This is a genomic window from Paracoccus sulfuroxidans (genome assembly GCF_007830335.1).
Classification (GTDB): Bacteria; Pseudomonadota; Alphaproteobacteria; order Rhodobacterales; family Rhodobacteraceae; genus Paracoccus; species Paracoccus sulfuroxidans.
This window is the reverse complement of record NZ_VLKU01000013.1, coordinates 5,001-28,935: the sequence shown is the minus strand read 5'-3', so window position 1 is coordinate 28,935 and position 23,935 is coordinate 5,001. Positions and strand designations below refer to the sequence as shown.

The 23,935-nt window shown below is 64.0% G+C and carries 22 protein-coding genes, 1 tRNA gene, 2 rRNA genes, 1 pseudogene and 1 other annotated feature (1 of these 27 running past the window's edge); of the genes and pseudogenes, 13 read left to right on the top strand and 13 right to left on the bottom strand.

The window, feature by feature from the left end; translation table 11 throughout:
• Positions 1-5 precede the first annotated feature (5 nt).
• From fabB to IQ24_RS17295, 3 genes are read left to right on the top strand one after another with little or no spacing between them, the layout of a single operon-like run.
• Positions 6-1,235, top strand: coding sequence for a beta-ketoacyl-ACP synthase I (gene fabB, locus IQ24_RS17305; protein WP_145399541.1), 1,230 nt, complete (start codon positions 6-8; stop codon positions 1,233-1,235).
• Between the two features lie 19 nt (positions 1,236-1,254).
• Complete coding sequence (locus tag IQ24_RS17300) at positions 1,255-2,043, top strand: enoyl-ACP reductase FabI (RefSeq protein ID WP_145399540.1); 789 nt, start codon at positions 1,255-1,257, stop codon at positions 2,041-2,043.
• Positions 2,043-2,888 carry an alpha/beta fold hydrolase gene (locus tag IQ24_RS17295; RefSeq protein ID WP_145399539.1) on the top strand — a complete coding sequence of 282 codons (846 nt, stop codon included), beginning with the start codon at positions 2,043-2,045 and terminating at the stop codon, positions 2,886-2,888. Before IQ24_RS17300 ends, IQ24_RS17295 begins: the two co-directional genes overlap by 1 nt.
• A 27-nt stretch (positions 2,889-2,915) precedes the next feature.
• On the opposite strand, the gene IQ24_RS17290 is transcribed toward IQ24_RS17295, so the two are convergent.
• Positions 2,916-3,797 carry a LysR substrate-binding domain-containing protein gene (locus tag IQ24_RS17290; RefSeq protein ID WP_145399538.1) on the bottom strand — a complete coding sequence of 294 codons (882 nt, stop codon included), beginning with the start codon at positions 3,795-3,797 and terminating at the stop codon, positions 2,916-2,918.
• A gap of 104 nt (positions 3,798-3,901) precedes the next feature.
• Between IQ24_RS17290 and IQ24_RS17285 the strand changes: the two genes are divergently transcribed.
• Complete coding sequence (locus IQ24_RS17285; protein ID WP_145399537.1) at positions 3,902-4,150, top strand: hypothetical protein; 249 nt, start codon at positions 3,902-3,904, stop codon at positions 4,148-4,150.
• On the opposite strand, the gene IQ24_RS17280 is transcribed toward IQ24_RS17285, so the two are convergent.
• Positions 4,147-5,349, bottom strand: coding sequence for a pyridoxal phosphate-dependent aminotransferase (locus IQ24_RS17280; RefSeq protein ID WP_145399536.1), 1,203 nt, complete (start codon positions 5,347-5,349; stop codon positions 4,147-4,149). The genes IQ24_RS17285 and IQ24_RS17280 overlap by 4 nt on opposite strands.
• Positions 5,350-5,367: 18 nt before the next feature.
• Between IQ24_RS17280 and IQ24_RS17275 the strand changes: the two genes are divergently transcribed.
• On the top strand, positions 5,368-5,703 hold the full coding sequence (locus tag IQ24_RS17275) for a succinate dehydrogenase assembly factor 2 (protein WP_338419481.1): 336 nt from the start codon (positions 5,368-5,370) through the stop codon (positions 5,701-5,703).
• 99 nt (positions 5,704-5,802) lie between these two features.
• Positions 5,803-6,318 carry a MarR family winged helix-turn-helix transcriptional regulator gene (locus IQ24_RS17270; protein WP_145399535.1) on the top strand — a complete coding sequence of 172 codons (516 nt, stop codon included), beginning with the start codon at positions 5,803-5,805 and terminating at the stop codon, positions 6,316-6,318.
• A gap of 6 nt (positions 6,319-6,324) precedes the next feature.
• Here the strand turns inward: IQ24_RS17270 and IQ24_RS17265 are convergent, their stop codons facing one another.
• The gene (locus tag IQ24_RS17265; RefSeq protein ID WP_145399534.1) at positions 6,325-6,753 is read right to left on the bottom strand and encodes a VOC family protein; all 429 of its coding nucleotides are present in this window, start codon (positions 6,751-6,753) and stop codon (positions 6,325-6,327) included.
• 109 nt (positions 6,754-6,862) lie between these two features.
• On the opposite strand from IQ24_RS17265, the gene thyX reads away from it, so the two are divergent.
• A complete protein-coding gene (thyX, locus tag IQ24_RS17260; protein ID WP_145399533.1) occupies positions 6,863-7,768 on the top strand; it encodes an FAD-dependent thymidylate synthase in 906 nt (301 codons plus the stop codon).
• Positions 7,769-7,846: 78 nt separating this feature from the next.
• On the opposite strand, the gene IQ24_RS17255 is transcribed toward thyX, so the two are convergent.
• The 5 genes from IQ24_RS17255 to uxuA all read right to left on the bottom strand — a co-directional run bounded on the left by IQ24_RS17255 (position 7,847) and on the right by uxuA (position 14,679).
• Positions 7,847-9,913 (bottom strand): TRAP transporter permease, encoded by a 2,067-nt coding sequence (locus IQ24_RS17255; protein ID WP_145399532.1) that lies wholly within the window; start codon positions 9,911-9,913, stop codon positions 7,847-7,849.
• 87 nt (positions 9,914-10,000) lie between these two features.
• Complete coding sequence (locus IQ24_RS17250; RefSeq protein ID WP_145399531.1) at positions 10,001-11,011, bottom strand: TAXI family TRAP transporter solute-binding subunit; 1,011 nt, start codon at positions 11,009-11,011, stop codon at positions 10,001-10,003.
• A gap of 94 nt (positions 11,012-11,105) precedes the next feature.
• Entirely contained in the window at positions 11,106-12,008 is a 903-nt protein-coding gene (locus IQ24_RS17245) for a sugar kinase (protein WP_145399530.1), read from the bottom strand.
• Positions 12,005-13,468, bottom strand: coding sequence for a mannitol dehydrogenase family protein (locus tag IQ24_RS17240; RefSeq protein WP_145399529.1), 1,464 nt, complete (start codon positions 13,466-13,468; stop codon positions 12,005-12,007). Before IQ24_RS17240 ends, IQ24_RS17245 begins: the two co-directional genes overlap by 4 nt.
• Complete coding sequence (uxuA, locus tag IQ24_RS17235; protein WP_145399528.1) at positions 13,465-14,679, bottom strand: mannonate dehydratase; 1,215 nt, start codon at positions 14,677-14,679, stop codon at positions 13,465-13,467. The genes IQ24_RS17240 and uxuA overlap by 4 nt, the downstream gene beginning before the upstream one ends.
• 100 nt (positions 14,680-14,779) lie before the next feature.
• Between uxuA and IQ24_RS17230 the strand changes: the two genes are divergently transcribed.
• The 6 genes from IQ24_RS17230 (at position 14,780) to uxaC (ending at position 20,934) form a co-directional block, all read left to right on the top strand.
• A complete protein-coding gene (locus tag IQ24_RS17230) occupies positions 14,780-15,514 on the top strand; it encodes a GntR family transcriptional regulator (RefSeq protein WP_145399527.1) in 735 nt (244 codons plus the stop codon).
• Positions 15,511-16,686, top strand: coding sequence for an AGE family epimerase/isomerase (locus IQ24_RS17225; RefSeq protein ID WP_145399526.1), 1,176 nt, complete (start codon positions 15,511-15,513; stop codon positions 16,684-16,686). The genes IQ24_RS17230 and IQ24_RS17225 overlap by 4 nt, the downstream gene beginning before the upstream one ends.
• Positions 16,687-16,713: 27 nt before the next feature.
• The gene (locus IQ24_RS17220; protein ID WP_145399525.1) at positions 16,714-17,694 is read left to right on the top strand and encodes a C4-dicarboxylate TRAP transporter substrate-binding protein; all 981 of its coding nucleotides are present in this window, start codon (positions 16,714-16,716) and stop codon (positions 17,692-17,694) included.
• Positions 17,695-17,760: 66 nt separating this feature from the next.
• Positions 17,761-18,252 (top strand): TRAP transporter small permease, encoded by a 492-nt coding sequence (locus tag IQ24_RS17215; protein WP_145399524.1) that lies wholly within the window; start codon positions 17,761-17,763, stop codon positions 18,250-18,252.
• Complete coding sequence (locus IQ24_RS17210; RefSeq protein WP_145399523.1) at positions 18,249-19,541, top strand: TRAP transporter large permease; 1,293 nt, start codon at positions 18,249-18,251, stop codon at positions 19,539-19,541. Before IQ24_RS17215 ends, IQ24_RS17210 begins: the two co-directional genes overlap by 4 nt.
• Position 19,542: 1 nt before the next feature.
• The gene (uxaC, locus tag IQ24_RS17205; protein ID WP_145399522.1) at positions 19,543-20,934 is read left to right on the top strand and encodes a glucuronate isomerase; all 1,392 of its coding nucleotides are present in this window, start codon (positions 19,543-19,545) and stop codon (positions 20,932-20,934) included.
• Positions 20,935-21,090: 156 nt separating this feature from the next.
• Here uxaC and IQ24_RS17200 read toward each other — a convergent pair whose 3' ends face one another.
• The 5 genes and pseudogenes from IQ24_RS17200 to IQ24_RS17180 form a co-directional block, all read right to left on the bottom strand.
• The gene (locus IQ24_RS17200) at positions 21,091-21,480 is read right to left on the bottom strand and encodes a hypothetical protein (RefSeq protein ID WP_145399521.1); all 390 of its coding nucleotides are present in this window, start codon (positions 21,478-21,480) and stop codon (positions 21,091-21,093) included.
• A gap of 101 nt (positions 21,481-21,581) precedes the next feature.
• A pseudogene (locus IQ24_RS17195) lies at positions 21,582-22,847 on the bottom strand (IS3 family transposase).
• Positions 22,450-22,566, bottom strand: a sequence feature (AL1L pseudoknot). Its footprint overlaps the pseudogene before it by 117 nt.
• A gap of 231 nt (positions 22,848-23,078) precedes the next feature.
• Positions 23,079-23,155 (bottom strand) — tRNA-Met (locus IQ24_RS17190).
• A gap of 68 nt (positions 23,156-23,223) precedes the next feature.
• Positions 23,224-23,338, bottom strand: a 5S ribosomal RNA gene (rrf, locus tag IQ24_RS17185).
• An 87-nt stretch (positions 23,339-23,425) separates the two neighbouring features.
• Positions 23,426-23,935, bottom strand: a 23S ribosomal RNA gene (locus IQ24_RS17180) (it continues 2,324 nt past the right edge of the window).

The window sequence follows — 23,935 nt, the reverse complement described above, 5'->3', positions numbered from 1 at the left end:
ATTCCATGCGCCGCGTCGTCATTACCGGGATCGGCATCGTCTCGCCCATCGGCAACACCGCCGCCGAGGTGACCGAAAGCCTTCGGACCAGCCGGTCCGGCATCGTCTTTGCCCCCGAGTACGAAGAACTGGGCTTCCGCAGCCGTGTCCACGGCATGCCCCAGATCGTGCTGGAAGACCACATCGACAAACGCAACCTGCGCTTCATGGGCGCCGGTGCGGCCTATAACTTCATCGCCATGCAGCAGGCGATCGCGGATGCCGGCCTGGACGAGGCCGATGTCTCGAACCCGCGCACGGGTCTGGTCGTCGGATCGGGCGGCCCCTCGACGGCGAACCTCTTCGAGGCGCACAAGACCGTCATCGAAAAAGGCTCTCCGAAGCGGATGGGCCCGTTCATGGTCACGCGCTGCATGTCGTCGACGAACTCGGCCTGCCTTGCCACGCCCTTCAAAATCAAAGGCGTGAACTATTCGATCACCTCGGCCTGCTCGACCTCGGCGCATTGCATCGGCAACGGCACCGAACTGATCCAGATGGGCAAGCAGGACATCGTCTTCGCTGGCGGCGGAGAAGAGTTGGACTGGACGCTGTCTTGCCTCTTCGACGCGATGGGCGCAATGTCGTCCAAGTATAACGACACCCCTGAAACCGCGTCGCGCCCCTTCGACGCGACGCGCGACGGCTTTGTCATCGCTGGTGGCGGTGGCGTGGTCGTGCTGGAGGAGCTCTCGCACGCGCTGGCCCGCGGCGCCAAGATCTATGCCGAGGTGACCGGCTATGGCGCGACCAGCGACGGCTATGACATGGTCGCCCCCTCGGGCGAGGGTGGCGAGCGTTCGATGAAGCTTGCGCTGTCGACCCTGCCTGAAGGCCGCCGCGTTTCGTATGTCAACGCGCATGGCACTTCGACCCCGGTGGGCGATGTGGGTGAGATCAGGGCCCTGCGCCGCGTCTTTGGCGAAGGCGCAGTTCCCCCGGTCACCTCGACCAAGTCGCTGACCGGCCACTCGCTGGGTGCAACCGGCGTTCACGAGGCGATCTATTCGCTTCTGATGATGCAGGCCGGGTTCATCGGCGCCTCGGCCAACATCACCCAGCTCGACCCCGAGATCCATCCCGACGAGGTCGCAACGCAACGGATTGATGGTGTCGATTTCGATTCGATCCTTTCCAACAGCTTCGGTTTTGGCGGCACCAACGCATCGCTGGTCATGTCGAAGTACATTGAATAAGCAAAGAAAAGGTTAAGCGATGGGCGATCTACTCAAGGGAAAACGCGGCCTGGTCATGGGGGTCGCGAATGACCGGTCTATCGCATGGGGGATCGCGAAAGCTCTGGCCGATCAGGGGGCCGAGCTGGCCTTTTCCTATCAGGGTGAAGCCTTCGGCAAGCGGGTCGAGCCTCTGGCGCAGACCGTCGGCTCGGACTTCCTGCTGGACGTCGATGTGCTGGATGACGTGTCGCTGGATGCGGCCTTTGCAAAGCTGCAAAGTCGCTGGGGCAAGCTGGATTTTCTGGTCCATGCCATCGCGTTTTCCGACAAATCCGAGCTGACCGGCCGCTTTGTCGACACGTCGCGCGACAACTTTAAGAGTTCCTTGACGATTTCCTGCTACTCCCTGATCGACGTCGCAAGGCGGGCCAAGGATTTGATGACGGATGGCGGCTCCATCATCACGCTGACCTATGCTGGCTCGAACCGGGTGACGCCGTTTTATAACGTCATGGGGGTGGCAAAGGCAGCTTTGGAATCATCAGTGCGCTATCTGGCCAATGACCTCGGTCCCGAAGCGATCCGGGTCAACGCGATCAGCCCCGGCCCGATGAAAACCCTTGCCGGGGCGGCCATCGGCGGAGCCCGCAAGACCTATCGCCATACCGAGGCGAATGCCCCCTTGCGCGCCAATGCGACGCTTGAGGCGATCGGCGGCACGGCGGTCTGGCTCTGCTCGGAATGGGGCGCCTGCACGACCGGAGAGACGGTGCTGGTCGACGGCGGCTATCACGTTCTGGGCATGCCGCAGTCGGAAAACCTGTAATGGCGCTTCAGTATTTCACCGCCGAAGACGGCGCGAGACTGGCTTACAAGGACGAAGGCGAAGGCCTGCCGGTCCTTGCCCTGTCGGGTCTGACGCGCACGAATGCCGATTTCGACTATCTGGCCCCGCATCTGCAAGGTGTGCGGCTGATCCGGCCCGACTATCGCGGACGCGGCGGCTCGGCTTGGACGGGGGCTGCAAGCTATACCGTACTGCAGGAGGCCCGGGATACGCTGTTGCTGCTGGATCAACTGGGCATCCAGAAGGTCGCGCTGCTGGGCACCTCACGCGGCGGCCTGATCGGGATGTTTCTGGCCGCGACCGTGCATGACCGTCTTCTGGGGCTATGCCTCAATGACGTCGGGCCGGTGCTGGACCGTGAGGGGCTGTCGCGCATCCTCGATTACGTCGGGCGCAATCCGGTGGGCCGCAGCATCGAAGCCATTGCCGAGAAAATGCCCTCGGTCCTGCCCGGTTTTCCGAACGTCCCGCCCGCGCGCTGGCTTGAGGAAGCGCGCAAGCATTACGTAGAAACCGAGACGGGCCTGCGCATCACCTATGACCCGGCGCTGCGCGAATCTGCGATTGCAGCATTCGAAGGGCCCCAGGTCGACGCCTGGCCGCTGTTCGATGCGGCGGCGGGCCTGCCGCTGGCGCTGATCCGTGGCGTGAACTCGGACCTGCTGTCGGCCGAAACGGCGGCAGAGATGGCGCGGCGTCGCCCCGACATGATCCATGCCGAAGTGCCGGACCGCGCCCATATCCCCTTCCTCGATGAGCCCGAATCGCTGGCCGCGGTCAACGCCTGGCTGGACGCGGTGCGCGCCCGGATGGCGTCCGCCTAAGCAGCGCCGACTGCGGCGCCGATCACCTCACCCCGCGTCCGCGGAAAGCTCGTCCAGCAGGAAGGCCCGGAACTTCCGGATGGCGGGCCGATTGCGCCTGCCATGCGGATAGGCCAGCCAATAGGCCAGCCCACTGCGCGCCAGAATGGGAAAGGGCTGGACCAGTAGGCCGCTGGCCAATTCTGCCTTGAAAAAGCGCGGCGTCAGCAAGGCGACCCCATGTCCGGCCATGGCCGAGCGCGCCTCATGCAGTTGCGCGCCCAGACGCAGGCGCAGATTGTTGGGCATCTTGGGGCAGCTGAGGCCCGCAGCCTGCATCCAGTTGATCCAGTTCTCGTCCTCATTATCCAGCAGCGGCAGTTGCAAAAGATCCGCAGGCTCGCGCAAGTTGTACCGGTCCGCCAGACGGGCCGAGATCATCGGCGTGAACTCGACATCGAACAGATGCATGACGGTGACGCCCGGCCATTTCCCCGCGCCATGCCGGATCGCGACATCAAAATCCTCACGCGCGAAATCCGCCAACACGTCCGAGACATCCAGCCGCACCTCAAGTTCAGGATGGGCAGACTGGAACCGCCCCAGCCGCTCGGAAAGCCAAAGCGCGGCGAATGTCTGGAAGGTGGTGATGGTGAACAGCGCGCTGGCCCCTTCGGGTTCGGCATAGGTGTCGCGCAAGAGGTCGAAGGCGTCGGTGGTGGGTCCGGCCAGCCGCCGCCCCAGCTCGGTCAGCTCGATCCCGCGCGGGCGGCGCAGGAAAAGACTGCCGCCCAGACGCTCTTCCAGAATGCGGATCTGATAGCTGACGCCTGCCTGCGTCATCCCCAGCTCATCGGCGGCATGGGTAAAGCTCATCTGGCGCGCGACGGCTTCGAAGACACGCAAGGCGGCAAGCGGGGGCAGAGACATAAGCGCTCCTTATGGTGGGTTGCCGAGGCTTTGTTGGAGCATTCGCCGCCACGGTAGCATTCTGGGTCCAGCCTTCAATCCAGCTTGCGCCAAGGAGACAGAAAATGACCGCGCATTGCACCGAATCCCGCCGCCCTGCCTTTGCTCTGCCGAACTGGTTAGGCCGCCTTTTCCGCAGCCCCGCCCCCACGCGGGCGATGACCCGCGCCGAGGCGCTGGAGGATCCGGCGACCCGCCGCATCCTTGCCAACCTGTCTGACGATCTGCGCCGCGACCTGGGGCTCGACCTGAATTCGGCGCCGCAAGAGCCGACAAAACTGGTGGGCGACGCGCTGCGCCGCCACCTGTTTTAACGGGTGCCTTCACAGAACCGGCGGATGCGGGCGACCGCATCCGTCAGGATCTCATCCGAGGTCGCGTAAGAGATCCTGAAATGCGGGCTGAGGCCAAAGGCCGCCCCGAAAACGACCGCAACCCCTGTTTCATCCAGAAGCGCCGAGGCGAAATCCTCATCCGTCTCGATCCGCGTCCCCCCAGCCGAGGTCTTCCCAATGAGATCCCGGATCGAGGGATAGACGTAAAACGCCCCCTCGGGTTTCGGGCAGACGATGCCCGGACATTCGCTCAGCCCGGCAACGACCAGATCGCGCCGCCGCTCGAACACCTCGCGGCTGGTGCGGATGTAATCCTGCGGCCCGGTCAGTGCAGCGAGCGCCGCATATTGGCTGATCGAACAGGGGTTCGAGGTCGATTGCGACTGCAGCTTGGCCATCGCCCGAATCAACGTCTCGGGACCTGCGCCATAGCCGATCCGCCAGCCCGTCATCGCATAGGCTTTCGACACGCCGTTCATCGTCAGCGTCCGGTCTTTCAGCCCCGGCTCGACCTGCGCAGGCGTTGCAAAGCGGAAATCGTCAAATACCAGATGCTCATAGATGTCGTCGGCCAGCACCCAGACCTGCGGGTGGCGCATCAGCACATCGGTCAACCCGCGCAAATGCTCTTCGCTGTAACCCGCGCCCGTCGGGTTCGAGGGCGAGTTCATGATCACCCATTTCGTGCGCGGCGTGATGGCCCCTTCCAGCTGCTCGGGGGTGATGCGATAGCCGTTCTGCATCTCACCCTCGACGATGACCGGCGTGCCCCCGGCCAGGAGGACCATGTCGGGATAGCTGACCCAATAGGGCGCGGGAATGATGACCTCATCGCCCGGGTTCAGCGTCGCCATCAGCGCATTATAGAGGATCTGCTTGCCGCCCGTCCCCACCGTCACCTGCGAGGGCGCGTAATCCAGCCCGTTCTCGCGCCGGAACTTGTCGCAGATCGCGGCCTTCAGCTCGGGGATGCCGTCCACGGCGGTATAGCGGGTGTGCCCCGCATCAATAGCGGCCTTCGCGGCCTCGCGCACATGCAGCGGCGTGTCGAAATCAGGCTCTCCGGCCGAAAGGCTGATGATGTCACGGCCCTCGGCGGCAAGTTCACGCGCGCGTCCGGTCATGGCAATGGTGGGCGAGGGTTTGACGCGGGCCAGCGTCTGGGACAGAAAGCTCATCATGAAGATCCTGCGGAAATGACGCTTGACCATATGCGTCTGCCCGGGAACAGACAAGCCGGGGGCAAGATGGAAGAGCATGAGGAAAGGCTGCGCAAGCTGCGGATGCGCAGCTGGCGGCGCGGCATCAAGGAGATGGACCTGATTCTGGGGCCGTTTTCGGATAGCGAGATCGAGGCGATGTCGCCCGCCGATCTGGACCTTTACGAGGTGCTGCTGAACGAAAACGATCAGGACCTCTATCCCTGGATCACGGCGCGTTTTTCCGGCAATCACCCCGGTCCTGAGCAGTTTTCTGCCCTGCTGGACCGCGTGGCCGATTTCGCGCGCGACCGCCTGGCAAAGAAAAACTGAGCAATTTTAGATAACTCTCGTTTTTTCGGGGGCAGTTAACGGAAGATTCCGGAATATCGTTCAAGGTGGCTGAAACCTGACGACAATACGGAACCGCACATGCCACAGCACAGCCCTGCCCAGCCGGTGCCCGCACTGCACGCCATGACCCGGCCCAACAGGACCGAGGTCTATCTTGAAAGCCTGCAGATCCTGGAACGGCTGCACCGGCTGATGCTGGATCTGGTCAAGGACGAATTCGAGCGGCTGGGGCGTTCGGAGCTGACCCCGGTTCAGGCGCTGCTGATCTATAACCTCGGCACCTCCGAGGTGACGGCGGGCGAATTGCGCTCACGCGGGATGTATCAGGGCTCGAACGTGTCCTACAACCTGAAGAAGCTCGTCGAACTGGGCTATGTCCATCATGAAAGATGCGAGGTGGATCGCCGTGCGGTCCGCGTCCGGCTGACCCCGGAAGGCCAGCAGGTCCGCGATTGCGTGGGCGCGCTTTTCGCGCGCCACGCCGAGGGGCTTGATATGTCGGGGGTGCTGGACGATCCGATGATCGAGGCGGTGAACCTGCAATGGCGCCGCATCGAACGGTATTGGGCCGAACAGATCCGCTACATCTACTGACCCGCCCTACCAGTGGCCGGTGTTCGGCATGCTGGCCCAGGGCTCCTGCGGGGGCAGATGCTCGCCCTCTTGCAGAAGCTCGATCGAGATATTGTCGGGCGAGCGCACAAAGGCCATATGCCCGTCGCGCGGCGGCCGGTTGATCGTCACGCCCGCGTCCATCAGCTTCTGGCACAGCTCATAGATATTGCCGACGCGGTAGGCGAGATGCCCGAAATGCCGACTGTCCGAGGGCAGGCCCGCGTCTCCGTCCCAGTTGTAGGTCAGCTCGACCGGGCAGTCCGGCTGATCCGGGGGTGCCATGAAGACCAGCGTGAAACGGCCCTTTTCATTCTCGATCCGCCGGGTTTCCTCAAGCCCCAGCAGACGGAAGAAATCCATCGCCTTATCAAGATCAAGGACGCGGACCATCGTGTGCAGATAGCGGATTTTCATGGCGGTTTTCCTTCCTTTTGTGGCGCTGATTCTGGCACGTCACGCAAAGGGCTACAATGGCATGCCCGGGTGTGTAAAAGAGGGAAGAACCGAAACTGAGGATTCTCCCATGCCCCTGACACCCGAACAGCAAGCCGAAATCGATGAGCTGCGCTCGACCCCGCGCCCGACCCTGCGCGCCGTGTCCGAGGGGATGGAGAGCCACCTTTATATCGGGCATGAGGTTCTGGACCACGGTCTTGTCCGCGTCATCGACTATATGGGCGATGACAGCGCCATCACGCAGGCCGCCCGCGTCAGCTATGGGCGCGGCACGAAATCGGTCTCGAATGATGAGGGGCTGATCCGCTATCTGATGAGGCACTGGCACTCGACCCCGTTCGAAATGTGCGAGGTGAAATTCCACGTCAAACTGCCGGTCTTCGTCGCGCGCCAGTGGATCCGCCACCGCACGGCAAATGTGAACGAATACTCGGCCCGCTATTCGATCCTCGACCGCGAATTCTACATTCCCGCGCCTGAACAGCTGGCGGCTCAATCGACCGTCAACAATCAGGGCCGGGGTCAGGTCCTTCAGGGCGAAGAGGCCGCCCGCGTGCTGGACCTGCTGCGCGAGGATGCGACCCGCAGCTATGACCATTATGAGGCGATGCTGAGCCAGGACGGCCAGCAGGGTCTGGCGCGCGAACTGGCGCGCATGAATCTGCCCGCCAACGTCTATACGCAATGGTACTGGAAGGTGGATCTGCACAACCTTTTCCACTTCCTGCGCCTGCGCGCCGATGCCCATGCGCAATACGAGATCCGCGCCTATGCCGAGACCATGTGTCAGATCGTTAAGGATTGGGTGCCGCTGGCCTATGCTGCGTTCGAGGACTACCGCCTGGGCGGCGTGCAGATGTCGGCGAAAGGCGTCGAGGTGCTGAAGCGCCGTCTGGCCGGAGAGGCCGTGACGCAAGAAAACTCGGGCATGAGCAAGGGCGAATGGCGCGAGTTTGAAAGCGTCTGGGGCTGAAAGATCGGTGCTCCGGCCTTCGCGCCGGGGCAGAAATGTAGCCAGCCCCGCCACCATTTCGGCGGGGCTGGCTGAGGTCTAGCCCGCCGTCGCGACGGCTGCGGGCGGACGGCCGGACATGTACTGCCGCAGTGCCACCGCCCCAAGGATGGCCGCGCCAATCACGGTCGAGATCAGTTCGGGCGCAATCATCAGCAGCGCGGCGATGGGCAGAAGGATGCGCTCGATCCTCAGAAGCGGGCCCATCAGCCAGTTGGTGATCGCTGCAGACAGCGCCACGATGCCCAGAACGGCGCCGGTGAAGGCCAGGATAAAATCAGGCCAGTTGAACCCGCTGGTCACCAGCAGAAGCGAGGGCGAGAAGACGAACATGAAGGGCACCAGCGCCTTGCCCATCGACAGCCGGAACGCGGTGTTGCCCGCTTTGAACGCATTCGCCCCCGCAATGCCCGAGGCCGCATAGGCCGCCAGCGCCACGGGTGGTGTCACATCCGCCAGCACGCCGTAGTAGAAGACGAAGAAATGCGCGACCAGCGGCTCGACGTCCATCATGCCCAGGACCGGCGCGGCCACGGCGACCATGATGATATAGTTGGCCGTCGTCGGGATGCCGCAGCCCATCAGGATGCAGACCACCGCCGTCATCAGCAGCGTGAAGAGCAGCGCCAGCGTCTGCAGGCTGAAGACCTCGAACGGCAGGAAGCCCAGGAAGGCATGGGTCGAGGCCGCCCAGCCCTGCGCCACGCTGGTCACCATGAAGGCGATCTTGAAGCCGATGCCGGTCAGCGTCACGACGCCGATGACCACGCCGACAAGCGCCGCCGCCGCCGTCACCGAAAGCGAGCTTTTCGCACCGGCGACGAAGCCGTCATAGATGCCCGCCGCCCATTCCTTCGCGCCGACGACCACGCCCGAGGCCATCAGGCACTGGACCGCATAGACCGCGATACAGGCCGCAATCGCCCAGAAGGCCGACAGGAACGGCGTGCGCCCCGACATCAGCATCCAGACCAAAAGCACCAGCGGCAGGCACGAAAGCCAGCCCTCGCGCAGCACTTTCATGGCCTTCGGCAGTTCCTCTTTGGTCAGGCCACGGATGCCCAGACGCTTCGATTCCAGATGCACCTGCACCAGAACGCCGAAGAAATGCATGAAGGCGGGCACGATGGCCGCGATCAGGATGGTGCGCAGCGGGATGCCCAGATATTCGACCATCAGGAAGGCCACGGCGCCCATGACGGGCGGGGTGATCTGGCCGCCGGTCGATGAGGCCGCCTCGACCGCCGCGGCGAAATGGCGCTTGAAGCCGATCTTGATCATCGCGGGAATGGTCAGCGCCCCGGTCGTCACGGTATTCGCGATGGACGAGCCCGAGATCGAGCCCAGAAGCGCCGAAGACACCACCGACACCTTTGCAGGCCCGCCCGAAAAGCGCCCGGTCAGCGCGGTCGCCAGATCGATGAAGAGCTGCCCCAGACCGATCTTCTGCGCCATCACTCCGAACAGGACGAAGTGGAACACATAGGTCGCGATCACCCCCAGCGCGGTGCCGTAGATACCCTGCGACGACAGGTAAAGATGGTTGATGATCCCCGACCAATCCGCGCCCGGATGGATAAAGATCCCCGGCATCGACTGCCCGAAATAGGCATAGGCGATGAAACACATCGCGATCACCGGCAGTGGCCAGCCCATCGAGCGGCGCACCGCCTCCAGCAGCACGACAAGCAGGGTCGTGCCCATGATGATGTCCAGCTGGTTCGGGTTGCCGATGCGGAACTGGATCTGGTCATAGACCCAGGGGACATAGAAGGCGCTAATCGCGCCCGCGAAGGCCAGCAGCCAATCCGTCACCGGCAGGCCCAGAATGACGAAACCGGAGGTCTTTTCGCGCTGCGAAGCGAAGGCCGAGAAGCTGAGATAGACGAGGAACAGCGTCACGCCCAAATGCAGCCCGTTATGGGTCGTCTTGCGCGGAATGCCAAAACCGGCGGTATAGAAGTGATAGGCAGACAGCAGGAACATCAGAACCCCGGCCAGAATGGCCACGGGTCGCAGGACGGTGCGGAATCGCGCCTCGGGATCGAAATCCTCTTCCAGCTTCTTCAGTTCCGCCTCGGACAAATGGCGGGTCTCTGCACTCATTGAGCATCCCCCTGTTAGGTACTTGTTGTTGCAAAGGGACGCGAACCGTTGCCGGCCGCGTCCCCCTGTTTCATCCGCGGCGCCGCATTACTGCAGCTTGCCGGCCTCTTTGTAGAATTTCTCGGCGCCCGCATGGAACGGGATGCCCGCGCCCTGCACGGCGTTGTCCAGCGTGATGAACTTGCCCTTGGCATGGCCATTGGCGAACAGTTTCTGCGTGGTCTCGTTGAACAGCGACTTGGTGATGCCGTAGATCAGATCATCCGACAGATCGGCCGAGGTCACCAGCTGCGCGCCGACCGAGATCGTGGCGACATCAGCGTCCTGCCCCTTGTAGGTGCCTGCCGGGAAGCTGTCGGTCGCGAAGAAGCTATAGTCCTGACGCAGCTTGTCCACCTCGGGTCCGGCGATCGGAACCATCACGACATCATGCTGGCTGGCGAGTTCGGCAATCGCACCTGCCGGATAGCCGCCGACAAAGAAGAACGCATCCATCGCGCCATCGCGCATGCGGTCTGCCGCCTGATCGGGTTTCAGATATTCGGCGCTGATGTCGGATTCCGACAGGCCGAACGCCTCAAGAATGATCTTCGCATCGACCAGCGTGCCCGAGCCCGGCTCATCCAGCGAGACCTTCTTGCCCTTCAGATCGGCGACCGAGGCAATGCCCGCATCCTTGCGCGCCACCAGATGGATCGATTCCGGATAAAGGTTGGCGATCAGCCGCAGCTTCTCGACCTTGGGCTGGCCTTCCCACAGGCCGGTGCCGGTCTGCGCCCAATAGGCGACGTCCGATTGCGAGAATCCGGCCTCGAGCGTGCCGCCATTGATCGAGTTCACGTTACCGACCGAGCCGTTCGAGGCAACGGCGGTCGCGATCAGACCTGCCACGCCGCAGGAGCCGCCGTCTTCGCAGCTGCGCGAGCCGGGAGGGCTGGAGATCGCATTGGCGATCAGCCCGCCGATCGGGTAATAGGTGCCCGCGGTGCCGCCGGTGCCGATGCGGAAGAACTGCATCTCTTGCGCAGCAGCGCCTTGCACCATCATGCCAACGGCCAGAGCTGCGCCTGCCAGCGCCTTGATCGAAAACAGTTTCATATTGCCTCCCAGCAAGTATCAGAATTGGGTCGATGCCGTCTTATTCGGCGGTCATCGCCCGATGGTAGCCAGCCGGGAAGCTGCAGGCCACCCCTTATCCCTTTGAAACTGCCACCAATGCCCCGGGCGACGCAACGACACGGCTGGCAATTTCATGGGCGCGATGCAGTGCGGACTCGGCGGTCGCTCCGCCAAGTCGGGCGGCCAGATAGCCGCCATTGAAGCTGTCCCCCGCCCCTGTCGTATCGACAGGCGTGACATGTTCGACCGGAAAGGCGCGATAGCCCGAGGCATCCAGCAGCCCGATGGGACCGCCGCCATTCTTGACCACGACCTCAGCTGCACCGGCGGCCCGCCAGCGTTCGGCGCAGGCCGAAAGCGAGGCGTCGTCGAACCATTCGGCCTCATCCTCAAAGCTGGGCAGCAGGAATTCGGCCCCCTTGGCCGCGCGGGTCAGCCAGTGGCGCATGGCGTCGGCGCTTTCCCACAGCCGGGGCCGCAGATTGGGGTCAAATGCAGTGCGCCGCCCTGCCCGCCTTGCCGTGATCAGGCGAGAGATCAGCGCCTCGCGCCCGGCATCGGACAGGATCGCCAGCGTGATCCCCGACAGATAGACCATGTCCGCGCCCTCAAAGGCGCGGTCCAGCAGCGCCGGATCATCCGCCAGCAGCCGCGCGGCGGACTGGCCGCGCCAATAGGCGAAGCTGCGCTCTCCGTCCTGCAACTCGATGGCGTAAAGCCCGACCGCGCGCGAGGCGTCCTGCGCGATATGGCGGGTGCCGATCCGGCTGTCCTGCAGGAATTGCAGAATGCGCGGTGAGAACGGGTCATTGCCAAGTCGCGTCAGATATTCGACCTGCCAATCCTCCGGCAGGCAGGCGCGCGCGTACCAGGCGGTGTTGAGCGTGTCGCCCGCAAAGCCCAGCCGCCACTGATCGCCCCCGCCCGCCTGAGACAGCTCGACCATCACCTCACCGATCGAGAGGAAGGTCTTCATGCGCCAGTCTCATGCTGCATGGCGGACCGGATGCCATCGGTCAGCATGCGGCCCAGCGGCTGGAGAACCGCCGCCCGCCACTGAGGCGAGGCACGCAATTCATCCGGCATCAGCCCCGGCAGGGCAGAGAGTGCATCGAAGATCGCGCCCGCCTCGCGTGGGGTGGTCGCCAAAGCGGCGGTGATCTCATCCTCGCGCGGGTCGCGCAGCGCGTAGGCGGTGCCCGCCTCGTCCTGACCCAGCGCATAGCGCATCCAAGCGGCGGTGGCGAAAGCGAAGGGGGCCAGAGACCGGCCCGCGTGCAGCGCCGTAAGCGCGGGCTGGAAAATCCGCTGCGGCAGCTTTTGCGTGCCATCCATGGCGATCTGATAGGTCTCATGCGCGATGGCGGGATTGCGGAAGCGCTGCTCCAGCGCCTGTGCATAATCGGCAAGGTCGATCCCGGGCAGTGCGGGCAGCTCCGCAGCCGCCGCTTGCAGATGGCGCGCGATCAGCGCGGCCAGTTCCGGGTCACCCATCACATCGCGCACATAGCGATGGCCCGACAGGAAGCCCGCATAGGCCAGCATCGAATGGCTGCCATTCAGCATGGTCAGCTTCATCCGCTCATAGGGCGCGACGTCCGCGACGAAAATCGCGCCGCCTGCCTCCCAGTTCGGGCGGCCCTGGGGGAAATGATCCTCGATCACCCATTGCAGGAAGGGCTCGGTCTCGATTGCGGCCAGATCCTCGCAGCCCGTCTGGCGCGCGGCCTCGGCAAAGGTCTCGGCGGTGGGAGCCGGGGTGATCCGATCCACCATCGAGGACGGAAAGGCCACCTCCGCCGCGATCCAGTCGGCCAGTTCCCGGTCCTGCGCGGCGGCAAAACTGATCACGCCATTGCGCAGCAGGTGGCCGTTTTCGGGCAGGTTGTCACAGCAAAGCACGGTGAAAGGCGCCTGCCTCGCCGCACGGCGCTGCTTCAGCGCCGCGACCAGCAGGCCGAGGACACCAGACGGGGCTGCGGGGTTCGCCAGATCGGCGCGCACCGCCGGATGGGTCGCGTCAAAGCCCCCGTTGATCCGGTCAAAGCCATAGCCCTTTTCGGTCACGGTCAGCGTGACGATGCGCACCAAAGGGTCGCAAAGAGCGGCCAGCGTCGCCGCCGGATCAGCGGCGATCACGTCGCGAATGGCCGCGATCACCCGTGCCGAGGTGCCCCGGGCCCCCCGCTCGATCAGGGTGTAAAGCCCGTTCTGCGGGGTCATCGCCTCAGCCGCGCCGGTCGAGCGCAGGCTGACGCCGGTGATCCGCCAGTCCCCGCCCGAGGCCGCCAGCGCATCATCGGTCATCGCCGCCTGATGGGCGCGGTGAAACGCACCGATCCCCAGATGCACGATGCCGCGCCCATGCGCCGCCGGATCATAGGCGGGCTTTCGGGCAGGCCCCTGAAGATCACCCAAGGATGTCAGGCGCTTCACCGCAATCCCTCCACCGGATGCTCAAGCGCGGTCATGATGCCGCGCAGCTCCGCAAGCCCCTTCAGCCGCCCGATCGAGGGATAGCCCGGCTGCGCCTGCCGCCCCAGATCGTCCAGAATATCCTGACCGTGATCGGGGCGGAACGGGATCGACACATCCGCGCGACCCGCCGCCTTGCGACGCCCCTCCTCACGCAGGACCGAGGCGATCAGCGCGACCATATCGGTGCCGCCGCCCAGATGCTCGGCCTCGTGGAAGCTGGCACCGATGCCATCGGTTTCGCGCAGGACGTTGCGCAGATGCAGGAAATGCACCCGGTCGCCCAGCCGGTCCATCATGCCTGGCAGATCATTGTCGGGCCGCGCCCCGAGCGAGCCCGAGCAAAGCGTGATCCCGTTCGCAGACAGGTCGACCGCTTCGGTCACGGCGCGGTAATCCGCCTCGACCGACATCACGCGCGGCAAGCCCAGCAGCGGGAATGGCGGGTCATCGGGGTGGCAGCAAAGCCGCATCCCCAGCTCCTGCGCCAGAGGCGTCACCTCGGCCAGAAAATCGATCAGATGCGTGCGAAGCTGATCGGCCGAAATGCGATCATATTCCGCCAGATGCTGGCGCACATCGGCCAGACTGAAGCTTTCCGCCGCGCCGGGCAGGCCAAAGACCACGTTGCGCGCAAGCCCCGCCTTGCGATCCTCAGTCATCTCGGCAAAACGCCGGGCGGCCTCATCGACGACCTCGGGGGCGAAATCCTCGGCCGCGCCGGGGCGGGCCAGAATGTGAATATCGAAGGCGGCGAAATCGATCAGGTCGAATCGCATGCAGGTTCCGCCGGTGGGCAGACGCCAGGCCAGATCGGTGCGTGTCCAGTCGAGCACCGGCATGAAGTTATAGCAGATCACCTCGATTCCGGCCTCGCGCAAATGCCGCATCGAGGTCTTCCAGTTCGCCAGATGTGTGCGCCAGTCGCCCTGCTGCTTCTTGATGTCCTCGGACACCGGCAGGCTTTCGACCACCTCCCACGCCAGAGACGAGGGTGCGCCATCCTTCATCCGGCCGATCTCATGCTGGCGGCGGGCGATTTCCTCGGGCGTCCAGACCGCACCCGTGGACACGTGATGCAGGGCCGACACCACGCCCTCGACCCCGGCCTGCCGCATATCATCGACAGAACACAGGTCTTTGGGCCCGAACCAACGCCAAGTTTGCCGCATGGACCATCTCCTCCAGATTACCGTTTCGGGATGTAGCATCGATCATTCCCGTTGACTAGTATGGAAGTATGGCAGTAGGAGGTGAACAGGGAGGACGATCATGGCCGCGAATCCGATTCAGGTTCAGCTGTTGGCGCAGGGTGCGGCGGTCAGTCCGCAGCTGCATCGCCTGCTGCGCGACCAGATCATCCGTGGTGAGATCCCCCCCGGCGCCCGCATCTCGGAGACCGAGATCGCCAGCAGCTGGTCCGTCTCGCGTCAGCCGGTGCGCGAAGCGTTCATCAAGCTGGCCGAGGAAGGTCTGGTCGAGGTGCGCCCCCAACGCGGCACCTTCGTCACGCTGATCTCTGTGCCCGCCGTGATGACCGCGCGCTTCATCCGCGAGGCGGTCGAGGCCGATATCGTCCGCCTGATCGCCGAGCGCGTGGATGACACGGCGATGTCGCTTCTGGACCTGCGCATGGCAGAACAGCACGCCTTGGGCGATGACGCCTCGGCCGAGGATTTCATGCGTGCCGATGAGGCCTTCCACCGCAGTCTGGCCGAGCTTGCCGCACAGGCGGCAGTGGCCGACCATCTGGAGATCCTGAAAACCCAGATGAACCGCGTGCGCCATATCAGCGCCCGGCAGTTCTCGCGCGAGCGGCTGATCACCCAGCACAGCGAAGTGGTCGAGGCGATCCGCGCTTCCGATCCGGACCGCGCCGAGGCTGCCATGCGCCTGCACCTGCGCGAAATCGTGGCCGATCTGCCGGGCATCGTCGCGCGCCTGCCGCATTTCTTCGAAGGTGCCGTCGAAGCCCCGCCTCCGCAGCAACCTGTGGCGGGCGCATGAACTCGACCGCCTCTCTGGCCCCGACCGGGCTTACGCCGGATGACTGGGCGCTGTGGTTCCGCGACAACTTCGTGCCGGAATGGCTGGCGCGGGTCGAACACCCCGCGGGCGGGGTCTTTGACCAGCTGGATGCGGATGGCCGCCCAGACCCCGCCGCGCCGCAAAGCCTGCTGGCGCTGGCGCGCAGCCTGTTCACTCTTTCGCATCTGGCGCTTCTTTCGGGCGATCCGGCGTTGATCGCAGCCGCCGGACGGCTGGCGAAGGTTCTGCCGCGCTATCGCAAAGCCTCGGGGCTTTACCGCGTCGCACTTGGCGAGGGACCGGGGCACGACGTTGTACGCAGCTATGACCAAAGCTTCGTCCTGCTGGCCTTGGCGACCTGGAACCGGCTTTCTCCGGGACAGGAAGCCGAGATGGAGGCCTGCTGGGCCGCCGTGACGGGCCTGCTGACCGATCCGGTGACGGGTCTTCTGCGCAATGACGACAGCGCGGCCCCCGCGCCCGAGCCCGCGCAAAACCCGCATATGCATCTTTACGAGGCCTGTCTTCAGGCGGCCGAGATGACCGGCGATCCCCTGTGGCTGACCCGCGCCGCTGATCTTCGCGCACACGCCCTGACCCATTTCCTTGACGCCAGGACCGGCAGCATCGCCGAGTTTCTGTCGCCGGACCTCTCGCCCCTGCCCGGCCCGATGGGCGCGCGGCGCGAACCGGGGCATCAGTTCGAATGGGCCTGGCTTTTGCGGCGCGAGATCGAGCTGGGCGGCGATCCGTCCATCACGCCGGTTGCAGCGCGACTGCTGGAGTTTGGCAACCGCCACGGCTTTGCCACCTCGGGCCCCATGCAGGGCGCGGCCTATGATGCGGTCGACCCCGAAGGCCGGGTCTTGGAGGAGAGCTTCCTTCTTTGGCCGCAGACCGAGGCGATCAAGGCCATGGCGCAATCCCATCTGGCGGGCACGCCCGGCGAAGGCGACCGCGCACGGGCCCTTCTGTCCCTGATGTTCCAGCGCTGGTTTGCCGGGCGTCCGGCCCATGTGAACCGGCTTGATGCCAATGGTGCCTGCCTTTGGCCCGAAGCGCTGACCCGGCTTTTCTACCACCTGGCCCTTGCGCTGACGGAAGGCGCGCGGGCCGGTCTCTGGCCCGGCTTTGACCGGAACAAAGAATAACAAACCGACATGAAACGGGAGGAATACATGTCAATCTTCAAAAACTTCGGCCTCGCAGCCGCCCTGCTGGCCACGACCGCCGTCGCGGCATTCGCCGAGGTGAAGCTGGCGCTCTCGACCTCGCAGAACTCGACCGATCCGCTGGCCATCGCCATGGAAGATGCCGCCAAGGCCATCGGTGAGCGCAGCAAGGGCGACATCGTGGTGACGGTCTATCCGTCCTCGCAGCTGGGTTCGGACAATGACGTGCTGGAGCAGATCCGCAACGGCGCGGCCATCGCGGTTCTGGTCGATGCCGGGCGTCTGGCCCCGTTCCAGAAGGAACTCGGGATCCTGTCGGCCCCCTATCTGGTCGATGAATGGTCGCAATATGCCGCGATCACTTCGTCCGAGCCCTATAAGGACTGGGTCGAGCAGCTGGCCGCCAGCTCGGGCCTGCGGCTGCTGAACTACAACTGGTTCCAGGGCACGCGGCAAATGTTCACCAAGGCTCCGGTGAAAAGCGCGGCCGATCTGAAGGGCGTGCGGGTGCGCACCATCGACGCGCCCGGCTGGCTCGCCACCGTCAACGCCATGGGGGCGACCGCCGTGCCGATGCCCTGGTCCGAGGTCTATTCGGCCCTGCAACTGGGTGCCATCGACGGGGCCGAGGCCCAGCTGACCGGCGCTTACGGCATCAAGCTGCATGAAGTGACGGGCAACCTTGCCTTCACCAATCACGTGCAGCTGGTGACCGGCCTGACCACTTCGGAAGAGTGGTTCAAGTCGCTGACGCCGGAACAGCAGACCATCATCACCGAAGAACTGCAGAAGGCGGGCGATGCCGCGTCGGCTGCGACGGTCGCCAAGGGCGAAGAGGTTTTGGCCGAGATGAAGGCGGGCGGCATGGTCATCAATGAGGTCGACCCGCAGGAATTCAAGGCGCTGACCGATGGCGTCTATACCGAGCTGGGTCTCGTCGAGGCGCGGGCCGCGCTGCAACCCTTCATCGACGCGGCAAAACCCTGATCACCCTGACGGGGCGCGCGGCCATAGCGCACGCGCCCCGACGATGATGCAGGCCGGGAGGAACATATGCTGAAACTATTCGATCGGGCCGAGGAACTGGTGGCAGTGATGCTTCTTGCCGGCACCGTCCTTGCCGTGCTGGTCGGCGCCATCGGGCGCTCGATGGGGCATCCCGTCCCCTCGGGTCCCGAGATCGCCCAGCTGCTGATGATCTGGACCTGCATGATCGGGGCCGATCTGGTGATCCGGCGTGGCGAGCATATCCGCATCTCGGCCCTGCCCGACGCGCTGCCCCCTGCCGGGCGCAAGCTGCTGCACCTCATCTGTCTGATCTGCATCATCGCCTTCCTGACCTATTGCGGCTGGCTGGGCTGGAAGCTCGCCATGTCGAACTGGGCGCGCGAGATGGGCGCCTCGGGCCTCTCCTACGGCTGGGTGACGCTGGCCTTCCCGGTCGGCTGCGCGCTGATGGTGCTGTCGCTGATCCGCCGCCTGTTCGCCCATGGCCTTCTTTACGTCATCGAATCCGAGAACCGCGACACGGAGCAACTGCTGTGATCTCTCTTTTCCTGCTCTGCCTCGCGCTTGGTTTCATGGTCATTGGGATGCCGGTTTCCTTCGCCATCGGCGTGGCCAGCATCGTCTATTTCCTTCTGCCGGGCACGCTGATGCCCGATGTCACGGCGGTGCAGCGGATCATCGCCTCCAGCCAGTCCTTCCCGCTGCTGGCGGTGCCGCTGTTCGTGCTGGTGGGCCATCTGATGAACGGCTCGGGCATCACGCCGCGCATGATGGTGCTGGCCTCGACCTGCGCGGGCTGGATGCGAGGCGGTCTGGCGCAGGTCAGCCTGCTGCTGTCGGCGCTGATGGGCGGCATCTCCGGCTCGGCCGTGGCCGATGCCGCGATGCAGTCGCGTATTCTTGGCGGGCCGATGATCAAAGAGGGCTATTCGAAGGGTTTCACGGCCGCACTCCTGTCGGTCGGCGGGCTGATCACCGCCACCATCCCGCCCAGCCTTGGCCTGATCCTTTACGGCTTTCTGGGCGAAGTCTCGATCGGGCGGCTGTTCATTGCCGGGATCGTGCCGGGGGTGATGCTGACCATCGCGCTGATGTTCACCACCGCCTGGATCTCGAAAAAGCGCAACTACCTGCCCGTCAATGACCGCGCCCCCACCTTCCGCGAGGTCGTGGCCGCCGTGAAAACCAGCTTCTGGGCCATCCTCTTCCCGGTCTGGCTGATCGTCGGCATCCGTTTCGGCATTTTCACCCCATCCGAGGCCGGTGCCTTCGCCGTCGCCTATGCGCTGATCGTGGGCGTCCTGATCTATCGCGAGCTCAGCTGGGCCTCGATCATCGACGCGCTGCTGATGTCGGTGCGCGACATCGGGATGATCATGTTCATCATCATCCTGTCAGGCGCGTTCGGCTATGTCATCACCTTCGAGCGCGTGCCGCAGACGCTGGCCGAGCTGGCCATGGGGCTGTTCTCGTCCAAGATCGCGCTGCTGTTCACCATCTCGGCCTTCCTGCTGGTCTTCGGCATGCTGGTCGAGGCGACGGTGATCGTGATGCTGCTGACGCCGATCCTTGTGCCGGTGATCACGGCGGCGGGCGTCGACCCGGTCCATTTCGGCCTGATCATGATGACGCTGGTGACCTTCGGCGGCATGACGCCCCCGGTTGGCGTCTCGATGTTCACCGTCTGCGGCATCCTGAACTGCTCCTACAAGGAATACACGGTCGAGCTGATCCCGCTGGCGATTGCCGTGCTTGCGGTGGTGGTGCTGATGATCGTCTTCCCGCAAAGCGTCATGTTCCTGCCCGACATGATGATGGGGCACTGACATGCTGCTGCATCCCGACCGCCTGCTGCCCGCCGATCCCGGCACCCGCGCCGTGGCGCGCGGGCTTTACGAGGCGGTCGCGACGCTGCCCATCGTCTCACCCCACGGGCATACCGATCCGCGCTGGTGGGGCGAAAACCCCGCCTTCGCCAACCCTGCCGAGCTGTTCGTCATCCCCGACCATTATGTCGTCCGGATGCTGATCAGCCAGGGTGTCCCCTATGAGGCGCTTGGGATCGGCGCGGGGGCCGAGAAAGACCCGCGCGCCATCTGGCGCTGCTTTGCCGCGCACTACCATCTGTTCCGCGGCACGCCCTCGCGGCTGTGGCTGGATCACGCGCTGTCGGGGGTGTTCGGGCTGAATGACCGCCTCTCGCCCGCCAATGCCGATGCGCATTACGATGCCATCGCCGAGCAACTTGCGGGCCCCGACTGCCGCCCCCGCGCGCTTTACGAACGCTTCGGGATCGAGGTGATCGCGACGACCGATTCTGCGCTGGACGATCTGCGCTGGCACCAGATGGCCCGCGACAGCGGATGGCAGGGCCGCGTGGTCCCGACCTATCGCCCCGATGCCGTGATCGACCCCGAGGCCGAGGGCTTTGCCGCCAATCTGGACCGCTTGGGCGAATTGACCGGAGCCGATACCGGAACCTGGCAGGGTTACCTCGACGCCCATCGCATCCGCCGCGCCTTTTTCCGCGCGAATGGTGCCACCGCGACCGACCATGGCCACCCCTCGCCACACACCGCCAACCTGCCCGATGCCGAGGCGAAGGCGCTTTTCGACCGGGTCCGAGCAGGCCAGGCATCGGCGGACGACGCCGAACTGTTCCGCGCACAAATGCTGACCGAAATGGCGCGCATGTCGGTGCAGGACGGGCTGGTGATGCAGCTGCACCCCGGATCGTCGCGCAACCACAGCCCCGAGGTGCTAGCGAAATATGGCCGCGACCGGGGCTTCGACATTCCGCTGTCGGTCAGCTTCACTGAAGCGCTAAAGCCGCTTCTGGATTCCGTTGGCATGGATCCACGCCTGCGGCTGATCCTGTTTACGCTGGATGAGACGACCTATGCGCGCGAACTGGCCCCTCTGGCGGGCGCCTATCCTTCGCTGCGGCTTGGCCCGCCCTGGTGGTTCCACGACAGTTTCGAGGGCATCCGCCGCTTCCGCGAAATGACGACCGAGACAGCCGGCTTCCTGAACACCGTGGGCTTCAATGACGACACCCGCGCGCTCTGTTCGATCCCCGCACGCCACGACGTCAGCCGCCGCGCCGATTCCGCCTTCCTCGCCGAACTGGTGACCTCGCACCGCCTGGACGAAGCCGAGGCCTATGAGATCGCGCCCCTGCTGGCAGGCGGTCTTGCCCGGGACGGCTATCGGCTTTGACTTTGGTGACGGCGATACGCTGACGATCCGGAACGCGACGATCGCGGCCTTGGTCGATGACATGGTGTTTGTGTGAGCGAGCGGTGAGCCTCGGGTTAATCTTGAGGCGTTGCTTGGCTCGGTCGCCACGCCTCGCACCCTTTCTGCGCTTTCCTCCTATTGCCGAGCGAAGGCGAGCATCCTTCGGCAATCCGCCAACTCGCGCATGATGTCGGGGTCCTGACCTTCTGGCACGGGCTGCATCAGGTTTTCGATCTGGAGGGGGATCTCGTTGGTGGCGAGTTCTTGCAGCCCTTCCGCCTGCTCGATGGAGAGATGGCGCAACTCATCGCTGAAGGTCGTATAGGCAAAGCCGATCGCCGTTTGAGGCAGGACACCCTTGGCCAGCGCGGCGCGGGCGATGTTCTGCGCGGCTGCCCGGATGATGCATCCCTGCCGCATATTCTCCTGCAGCGCATCATATTCCGCCTTCGGAATGGTGACGGTCTCCTGTGCGATTGCTGCGCTCGCGCTAAGCAGCATGCACGCGATGGCAAGAGATTTCATGCGAGCCTCCGATTTTTGGCTACATGAGAAGGGCTGGACGCGGGGACGTCAATCTTGCTGAATGAACCGCTCCGGGTTTGCCGGAGGCTGATTTGCGTTAGTTACGCGGCCATGGCTTCAGATTCCAGAGCTGCGTAGAAGTTGGCCTCGGCTTCTGCCGGCGGGATGTTCCCGATCGGTTCGAGCAGACGGCGGGTGTTGAACCAGTCCACCCATTCCAGCGTGGCGTATTCGACCGCTTCGAAGCTGCGCCACGGTCCGCGGCGGTGGATGACCTCAGCCTTGAAGAGGCCGTTGATTGTCTCGGCCAGCGCATTGTCATAGCTGTCGCCGACGCTGCCGACCGAGGGTTCGATGCCCGCTTCGGCCAAGCGTTCGGTGTAGCGTATGGACAGATATTGGCTGCCGCGGTCGCTGTGGTGAACCAGTCCCATGCCTTTGGTTGGGCGGCGTTCATGGACTGCCTGTTCGAGGGCATCGAGGACAAATCCCGCGTGCGCCGAGGTGCTGACGCGCCAGCCCACGATGCGACGGGCATAGGCGTCGATGACGAAGGCGACATAGATGAACCCCTTCCAGGTAGCGACGTAAGTGAAGTCGTCGTCCATCGGGCTCGGACCGATGGCGCCACGCTGGACGACCCCAGAGCATGTTCGGTGCGGGCACGCGGAACTGGCGGTTCACCTTGTCCAGCGGGCATGGCGCCTTCTTGTCGGGGATCGTCGTCCGGTGCGGTTTGCCGCGGATAATGCCTTGAATACCCATGCTCTTCATCAGCCGTGCCACCGTGCATCGCGCGACATCGAAGCCTTCCCGACCAAGCTGTCGCCAGACCTTCCGGACGCCATAGACCCGCCAGTTCTCCTCGAACACGCGAAGGATTTCGGGGCGCAGCGCTTCGTCCTGACGTGCCCGATCCGACAGCCGGGAAGGATCGGCCCGCTTCGCCAGATGATCATAGTAGGTGGACGGGGCGATCGGCAGCACGTTGCAGATCGGCTCGACCCCGTGCGCATTCCGATGCGCGTCGATGAATCCCACCATCACTTCGACCGGCGGTCGAGCTCCGCCATCGCAAAATACGCTGACGCCTTGCGAAGGATCTCGTTCGCCTGGCGCAGTTCGCGGTTCTCCCGCTCAAGCGCCTTCATCCTCTCGGTCATATCGGCCGGGACGCCTGCTCGTTTGCCGCTGTCGACCTCAGCCTTCTTGACCCAGTCGTTCAGCGTCTGCGGCGTGCAGCCGATCTTTGCTGAGATCGACATGACCGCCTGCCAGCGGGAGGCGTGCTGGCCCTCGTTGTCCAGAACCAGCCGCACGGCCCGCTCGCGCACTTCAGGGAAAAACTTGTTCGTCGTCTTGCTCATGATGCTCCATCCTACTCAAGAGTTGGAGCCTCCGGCAAACCCGGCGCGGTTCAGATGGTGGCGTGGCGCGTCGGACGCTTACCAGGATGCGTGGCGTTCGGTGCGAATGCCTTTCGGTGCCTGTGGTTGCGGTTTTTCTGGTTTGGTGTTGATGTGGCGTTGATGTAAACGCGCGAATGCAAAAAGCGCCCTGAGGGGCGCTGTGCATGCCTTTGATTTATTTGATATTTTTGGTTGCGGGGGCAGGATTTGAACCTGCGACCTTCAGGTTATGAGCCTGACGAGCTACCGGGCTGCTCTACCCCGCGCCATTTGCGCAGATCGGTTGAGATGAGCGCGTTGTTTTTGATCGTTCGAGAGATCTGTTTCTTTCCAGGTCTGGCGGTGACCTACTCTCCCACGTCTTAGGACGCAGTACCATTGGCGCAACGGCGCTTAACGGCCGAGTTCGGGATGGGATCGGGTGTTTCGCTCGTGCTGTAGCCACCAGACCGGGAAAGAAACAGATCAGCGTTGTCCTCTTGCGAGGATTGGTTGTCCAAGGATGCTTTTGGAAGAAGATCTGCCTTCTTCCGGATCAAATCAAGCCAATCGAGCCATTAGTACCGGTCAACTGAACACATTGCTGCGCTTACATCTCCGGCCTATCGACGTGGTGGTCTTCCACGGCTCTCAAGGGATACCTTGTTTTGAGGGGGGCTTCACGCTTAGATGCCTTCAGCGTTTATCCTGTCCGTTCATAGCTACCCAGCACTGCCGTTGGCACGACAACTGGTCCACCAGTGGAACGTTCACCCCGGTCCTCTCGTACTAGGGGCAACTCCTCTCAAGTATCCTACACCCACGGCAGATAGGGACCGAACTGTCTCACGACGTTCTAAACCCAGCTCACGTACCTCTTTAAACGGCGAACAGCCGTACCCTTGGGACCTGCTCCAGCCCCAGGATGAGATGAGCCGACATCGAGGTGCCAAACGATGCCGTCGATATGGACTCTTGGGCATCATCAGCCTGTTATCCCCAGCGTACCTTTTATCCGTTGAGCGATGGCCCTTCCACTCGGGACCACCGGATCACTATGGCCGACT